Raw genomic sequence first — 23,222 nt, 5'->3', positions numbered from 1 at the left:
AGGATACGGGAGCCCCCCGGGAAAGACACGCGGCCGGGTTGGTAGAATGGCGGCATGTCCGATGCCACCACCGCCGTCCGTCCGTCGCTGCGTGATCCACGCAACTGGCCGATGTTTGCCGTCATGTTCACTGCCTTCGGGATCGCCCGGCTGCCGTGGATGCTGCAGCGCGCGCTCGGCCGCGGGGTCGGCTCGATCGCCTGGCGCCTGGCCGGCAGCCGCCGCCATGCCGCCGAGGTCAACCTCAAGCTGTGCTTCCCCGAGAAGGACGAGGCCTGGCGCAAGCGCCTGGTGCGCGACAGCTTCGATGCACTGGGCGTGGGCATCTTCGAATGCGCGCGCTCTTGGTGGGGCAGCATCGACAGCATCCGCCCGCAGGTGCACATCGAAGGGCTGGAACACCTCAAGCAGATGCAGGCCGAAGGTCGCGGCGTGCTGCTGGTCTCGGGCCACTTCATGACCCTGGAGATGTGCGGCCGCCTGCTGTGCGACCACGTCGACCTGTCCGGCATGTACCGCAAGCACAAGAACCCGGTGTACGAGTGGGCGGTGAAGTTCGGCCGCCTGCGCTATGCCAAGGCGATGTACGCCAACGAGGATATCCGCGCGACGGTGCGCCACCTGAAGAAGGGCGGCTTCCTCTGGTACGCGCCCGACCAGGACATGCGTGGCAAGGACACCGTGTTCGTGCCGTTCTTCGGCCACACCGCATCCACCATCACCGCAACCCACCAGCTGGCGCGGATGACCGGTTGCGCGGTCATCCCCTACTTCCATCGCCGCGAAGGCGGGAAGTACTTCCTGAAGATCGGTGCGCCGCTGGAGAATTTCCCCAGCGAAGATGTAGAAGCCGATACCGCGCGGGTGAACCAGGCCATCGAACAGATGGTGCGCGAGGCACCGGACCAGTACCTGTGGATCCACCGCCGCTTCAAGCGCCAGCCCGGTGGGCGGAGCGATTTCTACAAGTGAGATGACGGGCGGTCGGAAATGCCCCATCCATGCATGACGTGGATCTACTGCTTCCCCGGTAGATCCACGCCATGCGTGGATGCTCTCCGTTCCGATGCCGGAATCTACAACGGCCAACGACACCAGGCGTGGGGGTATTCCCCCAACTCGCCGGCCAGTCCGGCCCGCACCGGATTGGCCAGGATGTACATCGCCTTTTCATGAAGGGATTCATCGGTGCGTACCGCATGGTCGTGGTAGCCGTGCTGCCAGAGCGGTCCTTTCCGTCCCAGTTGCCGGTTCAGCAGCCGACTGCTGCGTGATTTGAGCACGGCCATGCACTGGGCCAGCGTTCCCTTCTGCAGTTCCATCAACCAATGCAGGTGGTCGGGCATCACCACCCAGGCGAGGCTGTGGCTGAAGGCATTGCGTTCGATGAAGCGCAGGGTATCGACCAGGACCGCCACGTTGGCGGCATCGGCGAACAAGGGGGCACGGCCGTGGGTCGCCGTGGTCAGTGAGTACACGTTGCCGGTTCGCGAGTAGCGACCGTAACGGAGTCTGGGGCTGGCCATGGGCACAGACTGCGGGTTGCGCGACCCTGCGTGCATTGGCGGACCACCTCGCGGCAGGTCGGGAAAAGCCGCAACGACGGCCAATGTTCATGGGAAAGCCCATCCACGCATGGCGTGGATCTACTGATCAGACACGACCAATGTCCCCGCGTAATCCGGTAGATCCACGCCATGCGTGGATACGACCACCCACCCCGAGTAATCCGGTAAATCCACGCCATGCGTGGATACGCCCCCCTCCCCGCGCACTCCGGTAGATCCACGCCATGCGTGGATACGCCCCCCGTCCCGCGCACCCCGGTAGATCCACGCCATGCGTGGATACGCCCCCGCCCCGCGCACTCCGGTAGATCCACGCCATGCGTGGATGCGGAGATTACGCGGCGCGCGGCAGATCGTCCGGTTCGCGCGCCAGCAACGTGCCGACGAACAGCGCGGCCAGCAGCACGGTCAGGCCGCCCCAGAACGCGGAATAGAACGCCAGGTGGGTATTGAGCGGGAACACGGTAACCGCCAATGCCAGCATCGCCGGCCGTGCACGCTCGCGCGCCGCTGCCGGGGCGAAGCGCCATGCCCGCCATGCCTGCGCCACCGCTGCCAGCCACAGCAACAGACCCAGCACACCGGTTTCGGCAAGGATTTCCAGCACGATCTGGTGGGCGTGCAGCGCCGGCATCGTGCCCCACACCGCCGGCCCTTCATCCGCAACGCAATGGGGATAGGCATCGCGGAAGCCACGTGCACCGACACCATTGATCGGATGCGCTTCGATCATGCAGGCCGCCGCGCTCCAGATGCGGGTACGACCGGACAGTGCCTGTTCGACCCCGTCCTCGCCACCGCCCCAGGCCATTGCCGTGCGCGCCACACGCTCCCGCAGCTGCGGCACGCTGGCCGTCAGTACGCCCGCTGAGAGAACACCCACCAGCGCCAGCAGGCCCAACCGCTTCCATCCCAGTTGGCGCACGCCGCTGTAGACAACCACCAGGCCGAAGGTGATCCATGAGGCACGGGAGCCGGCCAGCAACAGCACCACGCCCACCGCAGCAGCGGCCAGCAACCAGCCCGCATTGCCGAAACGGCGCGCCACCGGCAACAACAGGAACGGCGAAAGGCTGGCCAGCACCTGGCCGAATTTCAGGTTGCACGGACCAAGCGCCCCGCTGAGACGATCAGCCAGCGCGGCTTCATCGGCCGGGCACAACGCGTGGCCGCTGATGGCCAGCTTGAGCTGCTGCAGCGACCAGAACCAGGGGCTGGTGCCTGCCAGTGCCTGCACCAGCGCATCGAGCGTCCACAGCCCGGTGATCACCGCCAGTCCGCCCAGGGTCAAGCGCCGCCGCTGCGGGGTGGCCACGGCGATCGCCACCAGCCACATGAAAGGCAGATAGCGCAGCCCGGCCGCCGCCTTGGTCCACGACGCCGACGGGTCGACGGCATCGAAGGCCGAGAACGCCTGTGGCAACCAGTAGCCAAGGAAAAGAATCGATGTCAGCGCCCACGCTGCCGGGCTCAGCAGATGCGGTCGATGCTGTACCCGGCGGATGACCATGCGTGCGGCGGCGTACAAGGCTCCCAGGCCCAGCACCGTTTCGGCAATGCCTGGCAGCGGCCACAACGCGACGTAGGCCAGCACCCACCAGGGTGCCCAGCGGCCAGCGCGCTCGTCGCGCAGGGTCGGCGTGGCGTCAGCCAGCGAGGTCGGCATAAAGGCGGAGGGTATCGCGCTGCATGGCCTGCAGGGTAAACGGGATACGGCCCGGCAGCGATGGCGGCTGGGCCAGCAGCGCCAGCGCACGTTCACCCAACAGCTGCGCATTGCCCAGCGGCACGGCACCACTGGGCTGCAGTTGCTGCAGCAGTTCGCCGACGCCGCCGTGGTTCCAGCCCAGCACCGGCCTGCCGACCGACAACGCTTCGACCACAGTGCGACCGAAGGCCTCCGGCTTGTCCGACAGCTGCAGTACCAGATCGCTGGCCGCGTACGCCTGGGCGATGCGCGCAGTCGGCGTGCTGATGTGCACGGCCCCGGTCACGCCAAGCATATCTGCCTGCCTGCGCAGCTCTGCCACATAGGCTTCGCGGCCAGGCTCGTCGGTGCCCAGCATCCACAGCTGCGCCGGCACGCCCGCTGCACGGACATCGGCCAGCAACTGCAGCGCGTGGGCGTGACCTTTCAGCCGCGTGCCGCGACCGGGCAGCAGCAACAGCGGTCCATCGACCTGGGCCAGCCAGGGATAGTCCGCCGCCAGCGCCAGCCGAGGCCGTCGATCGGCGCGGGCCACACGCGGGAACTGGCTGACATCCACCCCACGCGGGATCACCTGCAGCCTGTCGCGGGCCACCGTGGGGTAATGCGTGTGCACGTAGTCGCGCACGCTGTTGGATACACAGATCACGCGTTCGCCGCTGGTCATCACCGCGCTGTAGCGGCCGGGCGAATTCAGCCCATGCACGGTAGTGACCCAATGCGGGCGCTGCGCCGGCTGCATCGCACGGATCGCATACAGCCCCAGCCACGCCGGCAGGCGCGAACGGGCGTGGACAATGTCGGCGCCCACTTCGGTGAACAGGCGGCGCAGGGTCGGCAGATGGCGCAGCGTCAGCAGCGACTTGCGGCCGATATCCAGGGTCAGGTGCTCGGCACCGCTGTCGAGCAGCGGCTGCACCAGGCGACCACCGGCCGACACCACCAGCGCGCGATGGCCGGCAGCGACCAGGGCCGCGGCGATTTCAAGGGTCGAGCGCTCGACGCCACCGGAGTGCAGCGCCGGCAGCAACTGCACCACGGTCAATCGGCGCATCGAGGGGGCGGCCGCTTAGTCGGCCAGCACGAACACGGCACCGCAGTAAGCACACTGCGCTTGCCCGTTGGGTTCGTCTTCGATCGGCAGGTACACCCGCGGATGCGAGTTCCACAGCGCCATTTCCGGAGTCGGGCAGCTCAGCGGCAGATCGCTGCGGTGCACGGTGTAGCGCTTTTCAGCGTTGGCGGGCGCGGTGGCGGTATGGCTCATGGCGGATGTCGATGAACGGATTGCGAGGCCTGCGATTCTATCATCTGGGCCCGGCAAACACCGTGCGCTGCGTGGCCGCTGCGCGCGTTGGCCTGCTTCAGGTCAACGCCCTGGCCCCGCCATGCAACCGCCCTGCCCGCTCCCCGGCGGCGACGCCGAGCTACGGCGGCAGGAAATCCCCAAGCGCACCAGTCAGTTCCGTGCAGAACCGGTCTTCGTTCGAATTTCCCGCATTTGGATCGAACTAAATGGCACTTGTCAGGGCGCCGCCGGCTGTTGCAGCATCGGCAGCGATCCATTCCTGACCCGATCGCATGGCCCGCCCCCCACCGGACCGGCATCGTCTCCCGACTGCCCCGTGGCGGGCGGGGCGATGCTGTCCGTGGTGTTCGCCGATGCGGGTTCTGCCTGCCGCCTGCCCTACCGGGAGACCCTGCATGACCCTGTCCGATCCACGCCGCGCCCTGCTTCCGCTCGCCCTGGCCCTGGCCTGTGCGACCACTGCGACACCGGTGCTGGCGCAAGGGCTGCAGACCTCCTTCGAGCCGGGCGAGCCGGCACCGGCCAGATCCGCTGGCGCGCTGTCCGTTGAAGTCGGCAGCGGCCCCGGCGCGCCGTACGCGGCCAAGCGCAACGTCGGCTACAGCGGCCTGCATGCGTTGCACTACAGCGCCAATGGCGGCCAGGCGCGCCGCGAACTGTTCAAGACCGATCTGCCCATCGACACCGACACCACGCTGTCCTGGCTGGTACTGCCGGAGATCGTCGGCAAGGACACCGTGGCCTCCACCTATGTCTCGCTGGACCTGCTGCTGGACGATGGCAGCCGCGTATCCGCCAGCGGCGCGCGCGACCAGCACGGCGTGGCGCTGGGCGCACAGGCGCAGGGCGACTCGAAGACGCTGTATCCGCAGCAGTGGGCGCGCAAGGCGGTACGCCTTGGTGATGTGCCCGCGTTGAAGGGCCGCCGCGTGATCGGCATCGAGCTCGAGGTGGCAAGCGCCGATGGCGCCCCCGTGTCGGGCTGGATCGACGACGTGCGCCTGGACGTGCAGCCACGGCAGGCACCGCAGCGTGTCTCCGACTGGGTGTTGACCACGCGCGGAACCCAGGCCAATGGCACCTTCTCGCGCGGCAACAACTTCCCGGCCACCGCTGTACCGCACGGCTTCAACTTCTGGACGCCGGTGACCGATGCCGGCGCCCTGAACTGGCTGTACCGCTGGAACGAGCAGAACGATGCGAAGAACCGGCCGCAGCTGCAGGCACTCGCCCTGAGCCACCAGCCCAGCCCGTGGATGGGCGACCGCCAGACCTTCCAGGTGATGCCCTCCGCCACGCGCGGTGTGCCTGAAGCTGATCGCAGCAAGCGTGCACTGCCCTTCGACCGCGCACAGGAAAGCGCGCGCCCGTATCGCTACGACGTGCGCTTCGACAACGGCATCGCCGCATCCATCGCCCCCACCGACCATGCCGCGCTGTTCCGCTTCGATTTCCCCACAGGCGGCGACGCCAACCTGCTGTTCGACAACGTCGATGCGCGTGGTGGGCTGACCCTTGATGCCGCTACGCAGACGTTGTCCGGCTACACCGATACCCGCAGCGGCTTGTCCAACGGCACCACCCGCATGTATGTGGTGGCCAGCTTCGACAGGCCGTGGCGCAGCAGCGGCCAGATCGATACCGGCCGCCCGACCGGCTACATCAAGTTCGACGCAGGCAGCGAGCGCCGGGTGACGATGCACATCGCCACGTCGCTGATCTCCATCGAGCAGGCACGCCACAACCTGGCGCTGGAAATCGCCGCAGCCGATACTCTGGAAAGCGTGGCCGGGCGTGCACAGGATGCGTGGGACGCGCGCCTGGCCCGCTTCGACATCGGCAACGCCAGCGACGACCAGAAGACCACGCTGTACTCCAGCCTGTACCGACTGTACCTGTATCCCAATTCCGGCCACGAGAATGCGGGCACCGCCGCCGCTCCCGAATGGCGCTATGCCAGCCAAGCCAGCGCCGCCGATGACAACACCGATGGCAGCGCGACGCGCAGCTTCGCACCGGTGCGCGACGGCAAGGTCTTCGTCAACAACGGCTTCTGGGACACATTCCGCACCACCTGGCCGGCGTATGCGCTGTTCACCCCGGAAGATGCCGGGCAGCTGGTACAGGGTTTCATCGAGCAGTACCGCGCCGGTGGCTGGATCGCGCGCTGGTCCTCGCCCGGCTACGCGGACCTGATGGTCGGCACCAGCTCGGATGTGGCCTTCGCCGATGCGTGGCTGAAGGGCATCGGTGGCTTCGATCCCGAAGAGGCCTACGCCGCAGCACTGAAGAACGCCACCGTGGTGCCGCCGGACCGCCATGTCGGCCGCAAGGGCATGGACCGCTCAACGTTCCGCGGCTACGCCAGCGCCGACGTGCACGAGGGCATGTCGTGGACGATGGAAGGGGCGCTCAATGATTTCGGCATCGCCAACATGGCCGAGGCGCTGGCCACGCGCGCGACGACATCGTCCGCGCGCGAACGCTACGCCACCGAAGCCGACTACTTCCGCTACCGCGCCGCCAGCTACGCGACGATGTTCGATCCGGCCGCCGGCTTCTTCCAGGGCCGCAAGCCCGATGGCAGCTGGCGCCTGCAGGCCAAGGATTACGACCCGCGCGTGTGGGGCCACGACTACACCGAATCCAATGGCTGGACGTTCGCCTTCACCGCCGCGCACGATGGCGAAGGCCTGGCCGCGCTGTACGGTGGCCGCGACAAGCTGGCCGCCAAGCTCGACACCTTCTTCGCCACGCCGGAAACCGCCGACGCCGCGTTCGCCGGCTCCTACGGCGGCACCATCCACGAGATGACCGAAGCGCGCGATGTGCGCATGGGCATGTACGCGCACAGCAACCAGCCGGCACACCACATCCCGTGGATGTACCTGTATGCCGGACAGCCGTGGAAGACCCAGCAGCATGTGCGCGAGATCCTGTCGCGGCTGTACGTCGGCAGCGAGATCGGCCAGGGCTATCCGGGCGACGAGGACAACGGCGAGACCTCAGCGTGGTACGTGCTGGCCTCGCTGGGCCTGTATCCGCTGCGGATGGGCGCGCCGGAGTACGCGATTGGTTCGCCGGCGTTCCAGCATGCGCGCGTCGAACTGCAGGGCGGCGCGGTATTGACCGTCAATGCAGCGCAGAATTCGCGTGAGAACGTGTACGTGCAGTCGCTGAAGATCAACGGCAAGCCGTGGACGAAGACCTGGGTGCCGCACGAGGTGATCGCCAAGGGAGCGACCCTGGACTTCGTGATGGGCCCGCAGCCGTCACGCTGGGGCAGCGGCGTGGATGATGTGCCGCGCTCGCTGACCGCGCGTGGCCAGCGACCGCAGCTGCTGCACGATCTTCTGGGTGGCGGCGCACAGGCAACGCTGGCCGACGGTCGCGCCCTGCCCGCGCTGATGGACGACGATGCCACGACGGCAGTGCCGCTGGGTGGTGGCGCGACCATCGCGCTGAGCCACGTGGGCGATGGCGTACCGACGATGTATACGCTGACCAGCGGTGATGCCGCTATCCGCGGCGGCGAATGGACGCTGGAAGCACGTGCCGGCAATGGGCGTTGGGTAACGCTGGACCAGCGCCGCGGAGAAGATTTCACCTCGGCCCGGCAGACCCGCCCGTTCCGTATCGCTTCGCCCTCACGCTGCGCCGAGTACCGTCTGCGCCTGGCTGCGCCGGGGCGCCTGCAGCTGGCCGAGATCGAACTGTTGGCGCCCTCCCCCCTACAATGACGTCCATGCGCCTACGTTTCCTCCCCCTCGCTCTTGCCGCCCTTGTATTTCCAAGTCTCAGCCAAGCACAGCCGCAGACCCAGGCCTTCGATGGCCAGGTCAGCCGTGACGGGGTAACGCTGTACTACCAGGACGCCACCGGTGCGCTGGCCGCGCCGGTGCGCAAGCGCATCATCGATACGTTCTACTTCGCCTACCTGCGCGAGCGTGCGGACTTCCGCCCGGCCGCGCCGAACGAAGTGCGCATCGTGATCGATCCGGCGTACAACGGCGTCGCCTTCGTCGGCGACAAGGACAAGGCCAGCACCATCACCATCAATCCGGGCTGGCTGGCCCAGCACCCGGATGACATCGATCTGGTGACCCACGAAGCAATGCACATCGTGCAGGGCTACCCCAGCTACGGCGACAAGCGCGTGCCGGGCTGGCTGGTGGAGGGCATCGCCGACTACGCACGCGATCGCTACGGCATGAACAACGCCGCTGCGGGCTGGGCGTTGCCGGACAAGCTGAGCCAGGGCCAGACGGTGGAAAGTGGCTATCGGGTGACCGGTGCTTTCCTGAAGTGGGCCGAAGCGGCGCACCCGGGACTGGTGCTGGCACTGGACAAGGATCTGCGCGACGGGCGCTATGCACCCGCGCTGTGGCAGAAGCACACCGGCAAGACCCTGCCGGCGCTGTGGACGGAGTACGCCAAGCCGCGCTCCCCGGCCCCTGCGCCGCCGCCCGCACGACGCGCGAAGCGGCGGTAAGTTCAACGTTGCCGGGGCGATGCCCCGGCAGCCTTCAACGCGATTGCACGAAACCGGCGTACAGCGCGAACAACTGCTGGAAATACCGCTTGCTCACTCGACTGCGCATGACACTGCTCCGCCCATGGAAAGTTGGTCGGGCCCAGGGTGGGAAGGCCGGTCCGGTCCCTTCCCACGGCCAGGCCGCGTGGGCGTATTGGGCCGCAGCGAGGTTGCAGGGCGATTACCGGGCGGCTGCAGTTCTCCGGTAGCGCCGGGCCACGCCCGGCGGAATGCGAGAAGCGCCGCGCTGCGCGCTCGCCGGGCATGGCCCGGCGCTACCCGATCCGGTTTCCGCGTTGCGGAAACAGAAACGCGCCCCGAAGGGCGCGTTTCTGCAGATCGCAGCGGAACGAAGGCTTACGCCTTCTTTTCCGCTTCGATCTGCTTGCGGATCTGCGCATCGACGGCGGCAATCGCGGTCATGTTCAGGATCCGGCGCGAGGTCGCACTGGTGGTCAGGATGTGCACCGGCTTGTTGACGCCCATCAGGATCGGGCCGATCGCCACGCCATCGGTGAACACGCGCACCAGGTTGTAGGCGATGTTGGCTGCTTCCAGGTTCGGCAGCACGAACAGGTTGGCACGGCCCTGCAGGGTCGAGCCCGGCAGCAGCTTCTGGCGCAGGGCTTCATCCCATGCGGTGTCGCCCTGCATTTCGCCGTCCACGTTCAGACGCGGGTTGCGCTTGAGCAGCAGCTCGCGTACCTGGCGCATCTTCAGCGCATCCTTCGAATCGTGGCTGCCGAAGTTGGAGTGCGACAGCAGTGCCACCTTCGGCTCGACGCCGAACAGCTTCATGCGGTACGCCGCCTGCAGGGTCGCTTCGCACAGCTGCTCTGCGGTCGGGTCTTCCTGCACGTGGGTGTCGACGAAGAAGAACACACCCTGCTGGTTGATCACGCCGGTCATCGCCGAGGTCGAGGTGACCTTCGATTCCAGCGGCAGCACGCTGCGCACGTAACCCAGCTTCTTGTGGAAGCGGCCGACAATGCCGGTCAGCATCGCATCGGCTTCGCCACGGGCCACCATCACGGCGGCGATCAGGGTCGGGCGCGAACGCATCAGGTTCTTGGCGGCGGCCACGGTGACGCCACGACGGCCGGTCAGGCCGTGGTAGTACTGCCAGTATTCGTTGAAGCGCGGGTCGTCATTGATGTTGGTGACTTCAATGTTCTCGCCGATCTTCAGGCGCAGGCCGAGGCGTTCGATGCGTGATTCGATCACTTCCGGGCGGCCGATCAGGATCGGATGTGCCAGGCCGTCGTCGACCACGTTCTGCACCGCCTGCAGCACCACTTCCTCTTCGCCTTCGGCATACACCACGCGCTGCTTGTCGCTGCGCGCGCGGTCGTAGACCGGCTTCATCATCAGGCTGGTGCGGTAGACGAACTGCGACAGCTTCTGCCGGTAGGCTTCCATGTCGGCGATCGGACGTGCCGCCACGCCCGAATCCATCGCGGCCTGGGCCACGGCAGCCGACAGCTCCACCAGCAGGCGACGGTCGAACGGACGCGGAATCAGGTACTCACGACCGAAGCTCGGGGTTTCACCGCCATAGGCCGAGCCCATGTCGGTGGCGGCACGGCGGGCCAGCGCGGCGATCGCGCGCACGCAGGCGATCTTCATTTCCTCGTTGATCGCGGTCGCGCCGACGTCCAGCGCACCGCGGAACAGGTACGGGAAGCACAGCACGTTGTTGACCTGGTTCGGGTAGTCCGAACGGCCGGTGCCGATGATCGCGTCCGGACGCGCAGCGCGCACCAGTTCCGGCATGATTTCCGGGGTCGGGTTGGCCAGGGCGAAGATCACCGGATCCGGCGCCATCGTCTTGACCATCTCGGCGGTCAGGATGCCCGGTGCCGACAGGCCCAGGAAAATGTCCGCGCCGTCGACGATCTCGGCCAGGGTGCGCTTGTCGGTATCGCGCGCATAGCGCTGCTTTTCCGGGTCGAGGTCGGTACGGCCGGTGTGGATCACACCCTCGCGGTCGAAGGCCAGGATGTTCTCCGGCTTCAGGCCCAGCTGCACCAGCATGTTCACGCAGGAAATGCCGGCCGCGCCCATGCCCGTGGTCGCCAGCTTCACTTCTTCGATCTTCTTGCCGGTGATCGCCATGGCGTTCAGCACCGCGGCACCGACGATGATCGCCGTGCCGTGCTGGTCGTCATGGAACACCGGGATCTTCATGCGCTCGCGCAGCTTGCGCTCGACGATGAAGCACTCCGGTGCCTTGATGTCTTCCAGGTTGATGCCGCCGAAGGTCGGCTCCAGCGAGGCGATGATGTCGACCAGCTTGTCCGGGTCGTTCTCGTCCACTTCGATGTCGAACACATCGATGCCGGCGAACTTCTGGAACAGCACGCCCTTGCCTTCCATCACCGGCTTGCCAGCCAGCGCGCCGATGTTGCCCAGGCCCAGCACCGCGGTGCCGTTGGAGATCACCGCCACCAGGTTGCCGCGGGCAGTCAGCTCGCTGGCCTGCTGCGGATCGGCCTTGATCGCTTCACAGGCGTACGCCACGCCCGGCGAATACGCCAGCGACAGGTCGCGCTGGGTCAGCATGGGCTTGGTAGCGGAAACCTTGATCTTGCCGGGCGGAGACATCCGGTGGTAATCGAGGGCGGCCTGTTTGAAATCTTCGTTGGACATCGATGTGGGTTACATGAATGGGCAGAAGGGACAGGGGATCATACCCCCGTTGGAGCGGTCGGACCTGTCGCTATGCTGTCGCAGTGATGCTGCGACCGCACAATTCCATGGCGTATGCGACGTTATCAGAGCACAGCTTCGGCGCTGGCGATGACAGCCGTGGGACGCCTTGAAACGCTGCGGGGCCGTGCCACTGTCGTGACCGGCCCCGCAGTACCACACACCCGGATCAGCCCTTGGCGGGCAGCGCCTCGGCCATCGCCAGCGGCACGGCATCGACCGGCGGCGGCAGTTCGCTTTCGCGACCATCCAGCGCCAGCTTCAGGCGGTCGCGGTCCAGCGCACCTTCCCAGCGCGAGACCACCACCGTGGCCACCGCGTTGCCGATGAAATTGGTCAGCGAACGGCATTCGCTCATGAAGCGATCCACGCCCAGGATCAGCGCCATGCCGGCCACCGGCACTTCCGGCACCACCGCCAGGGTGGCGGCCAGGGTGATGAAGCCGGCACCGGTGACGCCGGCCGCGCCCTTGGAGCTGAGCATCGCCACCAGCAGCAGCGCGATCTGGTGGCCCAGGGTCAGTTCGGTGTTGGTGGCCTGGGCGATGAACAGCGCGGCCAGGGTCATGTAGATGTTGGTGCCGTCCAGGTTGAACGAGTAGCCGGTGGGAACCACCAGGCCGACCACCGACTTGCTGCAGCCGGCACGTTCCATCTTCTCCATCAGCGACGGCAGCGCCGACTCCGACGACGAGGTGCCCAGCACCAGCAGCAGCTCGGCCTTCAGGTATCGGGCCAGCTTGAACACCGAGAAGCCGCACAGGCGGCAGACCACGCCCAGGATCACCGCCACGAACAGGAAGGCGGTGAGGTAGAACGAGCCGACCAGCCAGGCCAGGTTGACCAGCGAGCCGACGCCGTACTTGCCGATGGTGAAGGCGATGGCACCGAATGCACCGATCGGCGCGGCCTTCATCAGGATGTGCACCAGCTTGAACACCGGGGCGACCAGCGCTTCCAGGAAGTTCTGGATCGGCTTGCCCTTCTCGCCCACCGAGGCCAGCGCGATGCCGAACAGCACCGCCACGAACAGCACCTGCAGGATGTTGCCGTCAACGAAGGCACTGAGCAGCGTCTTCGGAATGATGTCCATCAGGAAGCCGACCAGGGTCAGGTCGTGCGACTTCTCGACGTAGCTGTGTACCGCAGTCTGGTCCAGCTCGGCCGGGTTGATGTTCATGCCGGCGCCGGGCTGCACCACGTGCGCCACGATCATGCCGACGATCAGCGCCAGCGTGGAGAAGAACAGGAAGTACGCCATCGCCTTGGCGAACACCCGGCCCACCGTGCGCAGATGGGTCATGCCGGCAATGCCGGTGACGATGGTCAGGAAGATCACCGGCGCGATGATCATCTTCACCAGGTTGATGAAGGCATCGCCGAGCGGCTTCATCTTCTCGCCGATCAGCGGCTCGTAGTGGCCGAGGACAGCGCCCAGGACGATCGCCACGATCACCTGGAAGTACAGCTGGCGGTAGAGCGGCAACGGCTTGCTGGGCACCGGCGCAGCGGTCGGGATGTGCATGGCGGACTCCGGAAGGGGCGTTTTCAGGCACGTACGGCCCCGGAAATGCACGGGAACCGTTACCGTGGAAACTGATCGCATGCCCCTCGATTGCAGGCACAGGGGTGCGACCAATGGACGCCTTTGTACGCGCCACGCACCGCCACGCAGATAACCTATTGGTACTAGCCCCCCGGTTCAGGTGGCTGCGCTGCCTACACTGGCGCCGCACCGCTGATCGCGGGGATGCCGGTGGCCCGACCTGAACGGCCGGGCGCGTCATTGCGAAAGTTCCGGCCATTGCGGCCGTTGTTGTCCTGTCCACACGCATCTGAGAGAGCCGCACCATCATGCGCCCGATTCCCACCTTGCTCGCCCTTTCCCTGGCGGCGCTTCCCGCCTTCGCTTCGGCTGCCGATTTCGACAACTGGCCGACCAAGTACACCTTCGGCGACGGCACCGAACTGGCCGCCACCGCCAACATCGCCTACGACTACAACGACTTCTCGTCCGCCAGCGGCATCGAGGATGACGACGCGGTGCGCCGCAAGGAATTCGGCGCGACCCTGAAAAAGAAGGGCGTGTACGACGCGATGGTCTACTACGACTTCCAGGCCGACACCTGGCTGGACGTGTTCGTGCGCTTCGAGAGCAAGGCGTTCTTCGGCCGCGATGTCGGCCGCTTCCGCTTCGGCTACATGAAGACCCCGGTCGGCCTGGATGCGAACACCTCCTCGCGCGCCGGCAGCTTCCTGGAAACCGCGCTGCCCGTGCAGGCGTTCTACGCAGGCCGTCGCACCGGCGTGGAATGGGTGCTGGAGCGTCCGCAGTACCTGCTGCAGGCCGGCGCCTATGGCGGCAAGGACCTGCAGGGCGACAACCCCGGCACCACCCAGGCGGTGCGTGCGGTGTGGACGCCGGTAAAGGCACCGGGCGATGTGATCCACCTGGGCCTGGCCTATTCGCAGGAAAACCCGCGCGGTTACCACGATGGCCGCGACGTGCATCATGAAGCCAGCGCGCGCCTGCGCGCCCGCCCGGAAGCCGGGCTGACCGACATCCGCCTCGTCGATTCGGGCGCGCTGGTCACCGCCGACCAGATCCGCCGCACCGGCCTGGAAGGTATCTGGATCCGCGGTCCGTTCTCGCTGCAGGCCGAAGCGCTGCAGGCGACGGTCACCCGCAATGATGGCAAGCCCGACTACACCGGCCACGGCCAGTACGCGATGGCCAGCTGGGTGCTGACCGGCGAATCGCGCCCGTACAACGCCGGCGCCGTTGCCAACATCAAGCCGGCGCACGACTACGGCGCGGTGGAACTGGTGGCCCGCTACAGCCGCCTGGACCTGGACGACGGCAGCATCCTCGGCGGCCGCCAGCACGACCTGACCCTGGGCGCGAACTGGTACCTGACCAGCCACTTCAAGTTCCAGGCCAACTACGTGAAGGTCGATGCCAGCCGTCGCGGTGTGCACAGCACCCCGGAGATCTTCGAACTTCGCGCGCAGATGCACTTCTGATCCCTTCCACGTGTCAGATCCCGGCGGGCGTGTACACCCCGCCCGCCGGCCCTGCGTAGACTGCCGCCATGTATTGGCTCAGCCGCCACCGCCTGCAGTTGCTGACCGTTCTGGTGATGGTGGCCGGCACCGTGCTGTGCGCGGTCGCCGCCGGCCACTACGCCTGGCGTCGCGCCCTGGGCACGGAAAGCGCACAGGTGCAGCGCCAGCTGCAGCTGTATGGCCAGGGGCTGCAACAGCGCATCGACCGGTTCGGCACCCTGCCGCAGGTGATGGCGCTGGATCCGGACCTGCAGCACGCACTGCGGGTACCGCCCTCGCCCGCCGAGCGGCAACGCCTGAACCTGAAACTGCAGCGCGCCAACCAGGTTACCCGCACCTCGACGCTGACCCTGGTCGGCCGCGATGGCGTGGCCGTGGCTGCCAGCAACTGGGACCAGCCGACCAGCAACGTCGGCGAGGATTACAGCTACCGCCCCTACTACCAGCAAGCACTGGCTCATGGCCGTGGTCGTTTCTACGGCATCGGCATGACCACCGGCGTGCCCGGCTATTTCATGTCCGAAGCCATCCTGGATGCCGACAGCCAGCGCATCGGCGTGATCGTGATCAAGATCGAGCTGTCCGCGCTGGAACAGGAATGGTTGAACAGCCCGGACGTGGTGCTGACCAGCGACAACCACGACGTGGTGTTCCTGGCCAACCGCGATGCCTGGCGCTACCGCCTGCTGCGCCCGCTCGGCGCGGAGGAACGCAACGAGATGCGTGCGGCGCGGCAGTATGCCGATCGCTCGCTGCAACCGCTGCGCGTACGCACCGAAGATGTGCTGGCCGATGGCGGCCGCATGGTCCGCCTGCTCGACCCACCACTACCGCAGGCAATGCTGTGGCAGACCCTGGCGCTGCCCGACGAGGACTGGAGCCTGCATCTGCTGCATGACGCGGGCGCGGCCACCAGCGCTGGCCGCGGCGCGGCCGTGGCCGGCGCCGCCGCATGGCTGGCGCTGGGATTCCTGGTGTTGTTCGTGCAGCAACGGCGTCGCCTGTCCAAGCATCGCCAGCGCAGCCGGCGCGAACTGGAAACTCTGCTCAAGCAGCACGCGCAGGAGCTGCGCACCGCCCAGGACGGCCTGCTGGAAGCCGCCACCGACGCCGACGTCGGCTTGAGCCGCAGCCTCGAACATCTGCCACAGGGCGTGGTGGTGATCGACAAGGAGCAGCGTCTGGTGGCGTGGAATTCTCGCTATCTGGAGCTGTTCCGTTTCCCGGCGGGGCTGGTGCGGGTGGGCCGCCCGATCGAAGAACTGTTCCGTTTCAATGCACGTCGTGGCCTGTTGGGCCCCGGTCCGATCGACGAGGCCATCGAACGGCGCCTGACCCACCTGCGCAGCGGTCGCCCGCATATGCGCGAGAGCGAGAAGGACGACGGCACGGTGCTGGAGATCCGCGGCAACCCGCTGCCCGATGGTGGGTTCGTCACCAGCTATGCCGACATCACCAGCTACAAGAACGCCGCACGCGAACTGCGCTCGCTGGCCGATGCGCTGGAACACCGCGTGGCCGAACGCACCCAGGATCTGGACGAAGCACGCCGCGAAGCCGAACAGGCCAACCGCTACAAGACCCGCTTCGTGGCCTCGGCGGTGCACGACCTGCTGCAGCCGCTGAATGCCGCGCGCATGTTCGTGTCGGTGCTGCGCGGAAAGCTGAGTGACCCCGCGCAGCAGCAGACCAGTGACCATATCGACGCCGCACTGGCAGCGCAGGATGCGATCCTCAACAGTCTGCTGGATATCTCGCGGCTGGAATCGGGATCGTTGCAGGTCCGCGTGCGCGCTTTTGCGCTTTCGCCTTTACTGGAAACCCTGGCGCGCGAGTTTGGCATCGCCGCACAGAGCCGTGGCCTGCAGCTTGACTGGGTTGACACCCGCGCGGTTGTGGTCAGCGACGAAGCGCTGCTGCGGCGCATCCTGCAGAACTTCCTGTCCAATGCGCTGCGCTACACGCCACGTGGACGCGTGCTGATCGGCTGCCGACGCGCAGGTGACCAGTTGCGCATCGAGGTGCATGACCAGGGCCCGGGCATTCCGGAAAGCCTGCAGGGCGAGATCTTCGAGGAATTCCGCCGCTTGAATGATGGCGTGGAGCAGGAACGTGGCGCCGGCCTGGGCCTGGCCATCGTCGAGCGTATCGGCCGCCTGCTCGGCCACCGCATCAGCCTGCGTTCCACGCTGGGCAAGGGCAGCGTATTCGCCGTCAGCGTGGCACTCGGACGCGCCGACGAGGTGATTGCACCGCCGGCGGCGCCGGTCATCGCGACCGAGCCGTCTGATGACAGCCCACTGCGCCAATGTCGGGTATGGAGCATCGATGATGACCCGCATGTCTGTGCGGCGACCCGTGCCCTGCTGGAACGCTGGGGCTGCAATGTGGAACTTGCCGACGGCCCGCAGGGCGCGGTGGAAATCGCCAGCGCGTTGAACGTGCCGCAGCTGTTGCTGCTGGACGTGCGCATGGGGCAGTGGCACGGACCAGACCTGTATGAAGCGCTGTGCACGCTGTGGCAGGCGCGGCCGCCAGTGATCCTGGTGACTGCCGAGCGCGATGATGCGCTGAAGGCGCATGCTGCCGAGAACGGTTGGGGCTTCCTGCTCAAGCCGGTGCGGCCACCGGCGCTGCGTGCATTGATGACGCAGTTGCTGTTGCGGCATCGCGGGTAAAGCTGTCGCACAACGCGCGGACCATCGGCCGCTCTTTGAGAGGAGGCTGAAAGGCGACCCACCCATGGATAGAGGATGGGCATGGTCTGAACAGCAGACGAGCAATTGCCCTACTTACCACCGTTGCTGAAGATCAGAAAATTGCATGACCGGGCCAATCGGCCAGCCAGACCAGAGGCATTGATCGTGCCCGTTTCTCCCGTACCTCCCGCATTTACAAGATATTTCAGCCCGATCGTGGCGACGCTCCTCGGCCTTTGCTGCAGCGGATGCATCGATGGCAAATCACCGAAAGCAGACGGGAATCAACAGGGAACTACAGAAGAAAGCAGCATCGGCCAGCGTCATCCAGACACGCCCGACTCAGCCAACCCGCGTGGCCGCACATTGTCGAATCAGGGCATTTCGGCGTCGAGCGGGAATCGTACGGAACGCACATCCGAGTACCTTCAGGTCGAGTCTGGATTCATGGCAAACAGGGGCATCTCAAGCCAGACGGCTGAAGACCTTCTGCGGTCGAGTCGTAGTACCCATGATGCAATCGACCGCATGACCATCGACGCAGCATCCAGCCCTGATGCGCAGGACCTGGCCAGGCACTATCGATCGTCTCTCATCCGCGCAATGGATCAGAACACCGTTATTGAGCGCCTTGCGTGCGGCCTGAGCATATGCATTGGCATCGCTCGAGCCCGAAGCAATGCCGATCACGAGGCATGGGGCCAGAGGCTGGCGTCAGACCGATCGTCTCCCACTTACAGCTACGCGGAAGTAGCTGAGGGTATCGGCGCGGGATACGAAAACAGATTCATGTTCTCTATCGATCCGGAACTGAATTCGATCAGCGGAAACTGATCGAGGAAGCGGAACAGAATCAACACCGACTCAGTACTTGATTCGATGTCCTGCCGCGATCAGCCATCCAACCCGGCGCGCGCGTCGCCTTCCGGCTCCAATGCCTTTACCAGCACCGCCGCCTGGGTGCGGCTGTGGCATTCGAGCTTCTTCAGGATCGCGGTCACGTGCACCTTCACCGTGTTCTCGGCCAACCCCAGCTCATAGGCAATCTGCTTGTTGAGCAGCCCGTCGGCCAGGCACAGCAGCACCCGGAACTGCTGCGGCGTGAGCTGCGCCAAACGGCTGGCCAGCAGCGCGTCGGCCTCGGAACGCTCGGCGGCCATCGCCGGGAACCACAGGCCCCCATCGAGTACCGCCTCCACTGCTTCACCGATGGTTTCGGCAGGCGCGGACTTGGGAATGAAACCGGCTGCGCCGAACTGCTGCGCGCGGCGGATCACCCGCGGATGATCGTTGGAGGACAGGATCACCACCGGAATGTCCGGGTGCGAGCCGCGCACGTGCAACAGCGCGGAGAACCCATGTGCACCGGGCATGGTCAGGTCCAGCAGTACCAGATCCACATCGGGCTGTGCATCCAGCGCCGCAGCCAATGCTTCGGCGCTGGCGACCTCGCGCACCTGCGCCAGCGGCAGGCTCTGCCGCAATGACTGCACCACCGCAGAACGCAGCAGCGGATGGTCATCGGCGATCAGGATGGTGTATTCGCTCATGGGGCAAGTTTGGCACGTCACCAAAGGGAATACCTTCTTCAGTTGCATCGCCGGCCAGTCGATGGCCCGGGGAGGGCTGCCGCGACCGCAGTGCAGACTCTCTGTAATTCAGAAAATGCGGCGCCAACCAGATCGTCAGATACACGACACCAAACAGCAGGATTGTTCCAACCTTGCCATACGTACTGCGCATCACTTCGTACAGATCCTCACGCAGGGTGGAAGGAACGCTGCCAATGCGCTGAAGATCCAACAATCGCTGCGCCGACCGTACGTCAATCCGCATCCGAGGGTAGTCACCTCTCTCCAGAACGTCTTTTCGATGTACCACAGCCGATCCCCGCTGGACCTCGGAGTACTTCAGGTCCGCAGCCCTGCACGCAAATTCCACGAGCGCGGCATTCCGTGGAGCCAGGCATTCATCGATCGGGTCCAGCAACTCCGCATATTGAATCGCGTCATCGTCCTGGCCAGCCGCTTTGGCTCGATAGTCACTTCGCTCCAATTGATACGAACTCAGATGATTGATCAGCAGAACGTACAAGCCGACCATAATCACCGAGGAACCGATAACCAGGAGTACTCGCCTCACCGCTGTTGTACGGGCCCAGTGCATGCTGCGCATGACACCTGAGCCAATCATTTCAACGTCTTCGAAGTTGTCCTTCAGCCTTCCCAATGGTCATTCCTCGCACGACAGGAAACATGATATCGGCGGGAATGGCACCTGGGTTTAGCGCCCCGCCGGCTCCACGCTGCTGCGCCAGGCATCCAGGAACTGGCGGCGCTTGAGCACATCCAGGTAGACCAGCAGGCCGGGGCCGAGCTGGATCGGGCGGCGGCTGCGCCCGGGCGCATCGTCGCCGCGCGCATCGCCGCGCACGATCGGCATCAGCCGGGCCTGGCGCGCGAGCACCTGCTGGCCGCGTGGCGACAGCAGGTAGTCGAGAAAGCGTCGCGCTTCCTGCGGGTGCGCTCCAGTGCGCGGAATCACCGCAGTGCGCAGTACCACCAGCGTGTAGTCCTCCGGCTCGACGATGGCCAGCGGTGCGCCCGCGTCGATACGCGCCTGCGCATACGAGCCCAGCACGTTGTAGACCAGCGACAACTGACCGCTGGCCACCTGGTCCAGCAGCACGCCGGTGCGCTCCTCGCGTACCACCGCGTTGTCCCCCAGCGCACCGAGCAGGGCGCCGGCGATGCTGCCGCGCTGGGCATCCTGGGTCGCCAGCAGGTAACCCACGCTGCTGCGTTCGATATCGTAGGTACCGACCTTGCCGCGCAACGGCGCCCCTTCCGCACGCAGCAGGTCCAGCAGTTGTCGACGCGTGTGCGGCACTTTCGCGGCCGGCAGCCTGCGCGTGTTGTAGACCATCACCACCGGCTCGTAACTGATGCCGAACGCCTCGCCACGCCACTGCGCCCACGCAGGCAGCGCCTGGGTCTGCACCGAGCGGTGCGGCAACGCATGACCGTCGTTGACCAGCTTGGTCTGCAGGTCCATGCCGCTGGAGATCAGCAGATCCGGCGACGCAGGTCCGGTGCGGTCATGCAGGTAACGCGCGTACAGGTCCTGGGTGATGATGTCTTCGTACACCACCTCGCTGCCCGGATGCAGGCGCTGGTAGTCGGCAATGACCTCGGCGAAGACTTCGATATCGGTGGTGCCGTGGATGCGCAGCTGTGCAGTGGCGGTGCCCTGTGCGGGAAAGCGGCGTACATCGCCGGGCGCAGCGAGGGCCGGCACGGCCAGCAGCAGGGCAACAGTGGCGGCAAACAGGCGGATCATGTGCTGCTCCGGGGCAGGCGGATGGTGGCGACCAGGCCGCCCTGCGGTCGATTGCTGAGATCGATCTGGCCACCGTGGCTGTCGACCACCCGCTTGACGATGGCCAGGCCGAGGCCGGCACCGCCGGAGGGCGCGCCCTCGCCCCGTGCGAAACGCTCGAACACGCGTTCGGCATCCGCAGCGGCGATGCCCGTACCGTGGTCGGCGATGGTCAGCACGGCCTGCGCGCCCTCAGCGGTCAGCGCGATCTGCAACGGACCATCGCCGCCGTACTTCAGCGCGTTGTCGACCAGATTCTTGATGGCCTCGCGCAGCAGCAACGCGTCACCGTGCACCTGCACCGGCTCGGCCGTCATCGCCAGCTGCACGCGCGGGGCGGGCCCGGCCTGCGGCAGTGCTTCGTGCAGCGCCTGGTGCACGGTCTCGGCCAGGTCCACGGTGGCGAAGCGCTGCAGATGTGATCGATGGATCACGCTCGCATCGCTGAGCAGCTGGTTGAGCAGGCGGCTCATGTGGGTGGCGTTGCGCTCGATCGCCAGCAGGCTGCGCCGCATGTCCTGCGGGTCGTCGTCATCCAGCGCCAGCTGCGCCTGCGCGCGCAGCGCTGCCAACGGCGTGCGCATCTGGTGCGCGGCCTCGGCCATGAACGCACGCAGGGTTTCATTGCTGCTGGACAGGCGCTCCATGAAGCGGTTCAGCGCTGCCACCATCTGGTCCATCTCGCGTGGCACGCGCGCGTCCAGCGGTTTCAGGTCGGACGGCTCGCGGCGTGACAGTTCGCGCTCGACCCGGACCAGTGGCCGGAACGCGCGGTGCACGCCGAAGGCCACCAGTGCCAGCAACAACCCCGACAACACGCCGATCGCCAGCAGCGCACGGTTGACCAGTTCCTGCGCCACCGCTTCGCGCGCACGCCGGGTCTGCCCCACCTGCACCTGCACCTCGCCCTGCGCGGAGGCAGCGGCAAAGCTGCGCCCGACCACAACGAAACGCACGGTCTCGCCGCTGTAGGCGGCATCGAACAACTGCGGCTGCGTGCCCGGCCGACGCGGCGACGCTGGCAGGTCGCCGTAGCCGGTGATCAGGTTGCCACGGCTGTCGGTGACCCGGTAGAACACGCGGTCTTCCGGCGCCATCGCCAGCAGGTCCAGCGCCGCATACGGAAGGTCCACCTGCCACTGGCCGTCCACCAATGCCACCGAATCGGCGATCGACAGGGCCGAGGACACCAGCAGATGGTCGTAGGAGCGGTTGGCCGCGCGTTGGCCGTAATCGCGTGCAGCAAACAACAGCGCTACCGCGAACACCGCCAGCAACGCACCGAGGTACAGCAGCAGCGTACGCCGCAGAGATCCCGGCGCGGCAGGCGCAGCGCGCGCGTCAGCCATCGGTGTCGGTGCTGCCATCGCTGGCTTCCAGCAGGTAGCCGACACCCCGCACCGTGGTGATCCGCAGCGGCGCGCTTGCCAGCTTCCTGCGCAGGCGACCGATATACAGCTCGATGGCGTTCGGCCCCGCTTCGTCATCGAAGCCGAACAGGCCATTGCCGATCTCATCCTTGCCCACGACCTGGCCCATGCGCCCGACCAGGATCTCCAAGAGGCGATATTCGCGGTTGGGCAGCTCGATCGGCTCGCCATCCAGGGTCACCCGGTGCGCAGCGTTGTCGAACTGGAAGCCGCCGATCTGCACCACTTCGCTGGCCTGCCCGCGTGCACGTCGCAGCAGCACACGGCAGCGCGCTTCGAATTCACGGAAGTCGAAAGGTTTGCCCAGGTAGTCGTCAGCGCCGACATCGAGTGCCTGCACGCGATCTTCGATGCCATCGCGTGCGGTCAGCATCAGCACCGGCGTGCTGTCGCCGCGCTCACGCATGCCGGCCAGCACCCGCAGCCCATCCAGCTTGGGCAGGCCGATATCCAGCACCACCAGGTCGAAACTCTGGTAACGCAGCACGCTGGCGGCGGCCAGGCCATCGGCCTGCCAGTCCACCGCGTGACCACTGCGGCGCATGCGACGGATGATCGCATCGGCCAGGTCCGGGTTGTCTTCGACCAGCAGCAGGCGCATGGGCGGGGGCGTGAGGGGGGAAACGAATGCTACCGCATGGCGCTGGGTCCGCCCGCCGGTCATGGACCGGCGCTACCGGGGTACACCGCATGGGTAGCGCCGGGCCATGCCCGACGGTCTTTTACGCTGCACCGCACAAACCGCTGACAGGACGATGACAGCTTGCGCGACACAGACTGCGGCCGCGCACCGTCCGGTGCCCACGATTGCCGCGCGCCTG

17 protein-coding genes are annotated in these 23,222 nt (G+C 66.4%); 6 read left to right on the top strand and 11 right to left on the bottom strand.

Annotated features, from left to right (window positions below; translation table 11 throughout):
- The first annotated feature begins 54 nt into the window (after positions 1 to 54).
- The gene (locus H3005_RS15335; protein ID WP_089236760.1) at positions 55 to 972 is read left to right on the top strand and encodes an LpxL/LpxP family Kdo(2)-lipid IV(A) lauroyl/palmitoleoyl acyltransferase; all 918 of its coding nucleotides are present in this window, start codon (positions 55 to 57) and stop codon (positions 970 to 972) included.
- Between the two features lie 104 nt (positions 973 to 1,076).
- Here H3005_RS15335 and H3005_RS15330 read toward each other — a convergent pair whose 3' ends face one another.
- The 4 genes from H3005_RS15330 to H3005_RS15315 form a co-directional block, all read right to left on the bottom strand.
- Positions 1,077 to 1,526 carry a transposase gene (locus H3005_RS15330; RefSeq protein ID WP_191078521.1) on the bottom strand — a complete coding sequence of 150 codons (450 nt, stop codon included), beginning with the start codon at positions 1,524 to 1,526 and terminating at the stop codon, positions 1,077 to 1,079.
- Positions 1,527 to 1,902: 376 nt separating this feature from the next.
- Positions 1,903 to 3,234 (bottom strand): O-antigen ligase family protein, encoded by a 1,332-nt coding sequence (locus H3005_RS15325; RefSeq protein ID WP_191078520.1) that lies wholly within the window; start codon positions 3,232 to 3,234, stop codon positions 1,903 to 1,905.
- Positions 3,215 to 4,330 (bottom strand): glycosyltransferase, encoded by a 1,116-nt coding sequence (locus H3005_RS15320; protein ID WP_100553506.1) that lies wholly within the window; start codon positions 4,328 to 4,330, stop codon positions 3,215 to 3,217. The genes H3005_RS15325 and H3005_RS15320 overlap by 20 nt, the downstream gene beginning before the upstream one ends.
- 15 nt (positions 4,331 to 4,345) lie before the next feature.
- The gene (locus H3005_RS15315; RefSeq protein WP_025874129.1) at positions 4,346 to 4,543 is read right to left on the bottom strand and encodes a zinc-finger domain-containing protein; all 198 of its coding nucleotides are present in this window, start codon (positions 4,541 to 4,543) and stop codon (positions 4,346 to 4,348) included.
- 437 nt (positions 4,544 to 4,980) lie between these two features.
- Here H3005_RS15315 and H3005_RS15310 point away from each other — a divergent pair, with 437 nt between their 5' ends.
- Entirely contained in the window at positions 4,981 to 8,325 is a 3,345-nt protein-coding gene (locus H3005_RS15310; protein ID WP_191078519.1) for a GH92 family glycosyl hydrolase, read from the top strand.
- Positions 8,322 to 9,077, top strand: a complete 756-nt coding sequence (locus H3005_RS15305; RefSeq protein WP_100553508.1) for a basic secretory protein-like protein — start codon at positions 8,322 to 8,324, stop codon at positions 9,075 to 9,077. Before H3005_RS15310 ends, H3005_RS15305 begins: the two co-directional genes overlap by 4 nt.
- Positions 9,078 to 9,476: 399 nt before the next feature.
- On the opposite strand, the gene H3005_RS15300 is transcribed toward H3005_RS15305, so the two are convergent.
- Together H3005_RS15300 and H3005_RS15295 are read right to left on the bottom strand one after the other, a co-directional pair.
- Complete coding sequence (locus tag H3005_RS15300; RefSeq protein WP_100553509.1) at positions 9,477 to 11,768, bottom strand: NADP-dependent malic enzyme; 2,292 nt, start codon at positions 11,766 to 11,768, stop codon at positions 9,477 to 9,479.
- Positions 11,769 to 11,997: 229 nt separating this feature from the next.
- Positions 11,998 to 13,353, bottom strand: coding sequence for a dicarboxylate/amino acid:cation symporter (locus tag H3005_RS15295; RefSeq protein WP_089236772.1), 1,356 nt, complete (start codon positions 13,351 to 13,353; stop codon positions 11,998 to 12,000).
- Positions 13,354 to 13,682: 329 nt separating this feature from the next.
- On the opposite strand from H3005_RS15295, the gene H3005_RS15290 reads away from it, so the two are divergent.
- From H3005_RS15290 to H3005_RS15280, 3 genes are all read left to right on the top strand, one after another.
- Positions 13,683 to 14,852, top strand: coding sequence for a porin (locus tag H3005_RS15290; RefSeq protein ID WP_100462677.1), 1,170 nt, complete (start codon positions 13,683 to 13,685; stop codon positions 14,850 to 14,852).
- A gap of 68 nt (positions 14,853 to 14,920) precedes the next feature.
- Positions 14,921 to 17,572 (top strand): PAS-domain containing protein, encoded by a 2,652-nt coding sequence (locus H3005_RS15285; protein WP_191078518.1) that lies wholly within the window; start codon positions 14,921 to 14,923, stop codon positions 17,570 to 17,572.
- Positions 17,573 to 18,121: 549 nt separating this feature from the next.
- Positions 18,122 to 18,427 (top strand): hypothetical protein, encoded by a 306-nt coding sequence (locus H3005_RS15280; RefSeq protein WP_191078517.1) that lies wholly within the window; start codon positions 18,122 to 18,124, stop codon positions 18,425 to 18,427.
- Positions 18,428 to 18,486: 59 nt separating this feature from the next.
- Here the strand turns inward: H3005_RS15280 and H3005_RS15275 are convergent, their stop codons facing one another.
- Genes H3005_RS15275 through H3005_RS15255 form a run of 5 tightly spaced genes read right to left on the bottom strand, consistent with a single transcriptional unit; the run spans position 18,487 to position 23,002 of the window.
- Positions 18,487 to 19,143 carry a response regulator transcription factor gene (locus tag H3005_RS15275; RefSeq protein WP_191078516.1) on the bottom strand — a complete coding sequence of 219 codons (657 nt, stop codon included), beginning with the start codon at positions 19,141 to 19,143 and terminating at the stop codon, positions 18,487 to 18,489.
- Positions 19,112 to 19,822: a hypothetical protein gene (locus tag H3005_RS15270; protein WP_191078515.1), complete on the bottom strand. Its 711-nt coding sequence runs from the start codon at positions 19,820 to 19,822 to the stop codon at positions 19,112 to 19,114. The genes H3005_RS15275 and H3005_RS15270 overlap by 32 nt, the downstream gene beginning before the upstream one ends.
- A gap of 54 nt (positions 19,823 to 19,876) precedes the next feature.
- Positions 19,877 to 20,932, bottom strand: a complete 1,056-nt coding sequence (locus H3005_RS15265; protein ID WP_100553512.1) for an ABC transporter substrate-binding protein — start codon at positions 20,930 to 20,932, stop codon at positions 19,877 to 19,879.
- On the bottom strand, positions 20,929 to 22,320 hold the full coding sequence (locus H3005_RS15260) for a sensor histidine kinase (RefSeq protein WP_191078567.1): 1,392 nt from the start codon (positions 22,318 to 22,320) through the stop codon (positions 20,929 to 20,931). The genes H3005_RS15265 and H3005_RS15260 overlap by 4 nt, the downstream gene beginning before the upstream one ends.
- Entirely contained in the window at positions 22,313 to 23,002 is a 690-nt protein-coding gene (locus H3005_RS15255) for a response regulator transcription factor (RefSeq protein WP_191078514.1), read from the bottom strand. The genes H3005_RS15260 and H3005_RS15255 overlap by 8 nt, the downstream gene beginning before the upstream one ends.
- Between the last annotated feature and the right edge of the window lie 220 nt (positions 23,003 to 23,222).

The sequence above is a fragment of the Stenotrophomonas sp. Br8 genome (assembly GCF_014763005.1).
Taxonomy (GTDB): Bacteria; Pseudomonadota; Gammaproteobacteria; order Xanthomonadales; family Xanthomonadaceae; genus Stenotrophomonas; species Stenotrophomonas lactitubi.
The sequence above is the reverse complement of the archived record's forward strand: the minus strand, read 5'-3'. Positions and strand labels throughout refer to the sequence as shown.

Coding starts and splice junctions, on each gene's coding strand:
- H3005_RS15295 (WP_089236772.1), bottom strand. CDS start 13,353: ATGCACATCCCGACCGCTGCGCCGGTGCCCAGCAAGCCGTTGCCGCTC.
- H3005_RS15265 (WP_100553512.1), bottom strand. CDS start 20,932: ATGATCCGCCTGTTTGCCGCCACTGTTGCCCTGCTGCTGGCCGTGCCG.
- H3005_RS15310 (WP_191078519.1), top strand. CDS start 4,981: ATGACCCTGTCCGATCCACGCCGCGCCCTGCTTCCGCTCGCCCTGGCC.
- H3005_RS15320 (WP_100553506.1), bottom strand. CDS start 4,330: ATGCGCCGATTGACCGTGGTGCAGTTGCTGCCGGCGCTGCACTCCGGT.
- H3005_RS15260 (WP_191078567.1), bottom strand. CDS start 22,320: ATGGCTGACGCGCGCGCTGCGCCTGCCGCGCCGGGATCTCTGCGGCGT.
- H3005_RS15315 (WP_025874129.1), bottom strand. CDS start 4,543: ATGAGCCATACCGCCACCGCGCCCGCCAACGCTGAAAAGCGCTACACC.
- H3005_RS15255 (WP_191078514.1), bottom strand. CDS start 23,002: ATGCGCCTGCTGCTGGTCGAAGACAACCCGGACCTGGCCGATGCGATC.
- H3005_RS15330 (WP_191078521.1), bottom strand. CDS start 1,526: ATGGCCAGCCCCAGACTCCGTTACGGTCGCTACTCGCGAACCGGCAAC.
- H3005_RS15300 (WP_100553509.1), bottom strand. CDS start 11,768: ATGTCCAACGAAGATTTCAAACAGGCCGCCCTCGATTACCACCGGATG.
- H3005_RS15335 (WP_089236760.1), top strand. CDS start 55: ATGTCCGATGCCACCACCGCCGTCCGTCCGTCGCTGCGTGATCCACGC.
- H3005_RS15275 (WP_191078516.1), bottom strand. CDS start 19,143: ATGAGCGAATACACCATCCTGATCGCCGATGACCATCCGCTGCTGCGT.
- H3005_RS15280 (WP_191078517.1), top strand. CDS start 18,122: ATGACCATCGACGCAGCATCCAGCCCTGATGCGCAGGACCTGGCCAGG.
- H3005_RS15305 (WP_100553508.1), top strand. CDS start 8,322: ATGACGTCCATGCGCCTACGTTTCCTCCCCCTCGCTCTTGCCGCCCTT.
- H3005_RS15290 (WP_100462677.1), top strand. CDS start 13,683: ATGCGCCCGATTCCCACCTTGCTCGCCCTTTCCCTGGCGGCGCTTCCC.
- H3005_RS15285 (WP_191078518.1), top strand. CDS start 14,921: ATGTATTGGCTCAGCCGCCACCGCCTGCAGTTGCTGACCGTTCTGGTG.
- H3005_RS15325 (WP_191078520.1), bottom strand. CDS start 3,234: ATGCCGACCTCGCTGGCTGACGCCACGCCGACCCTGCGCGACGAGCGC.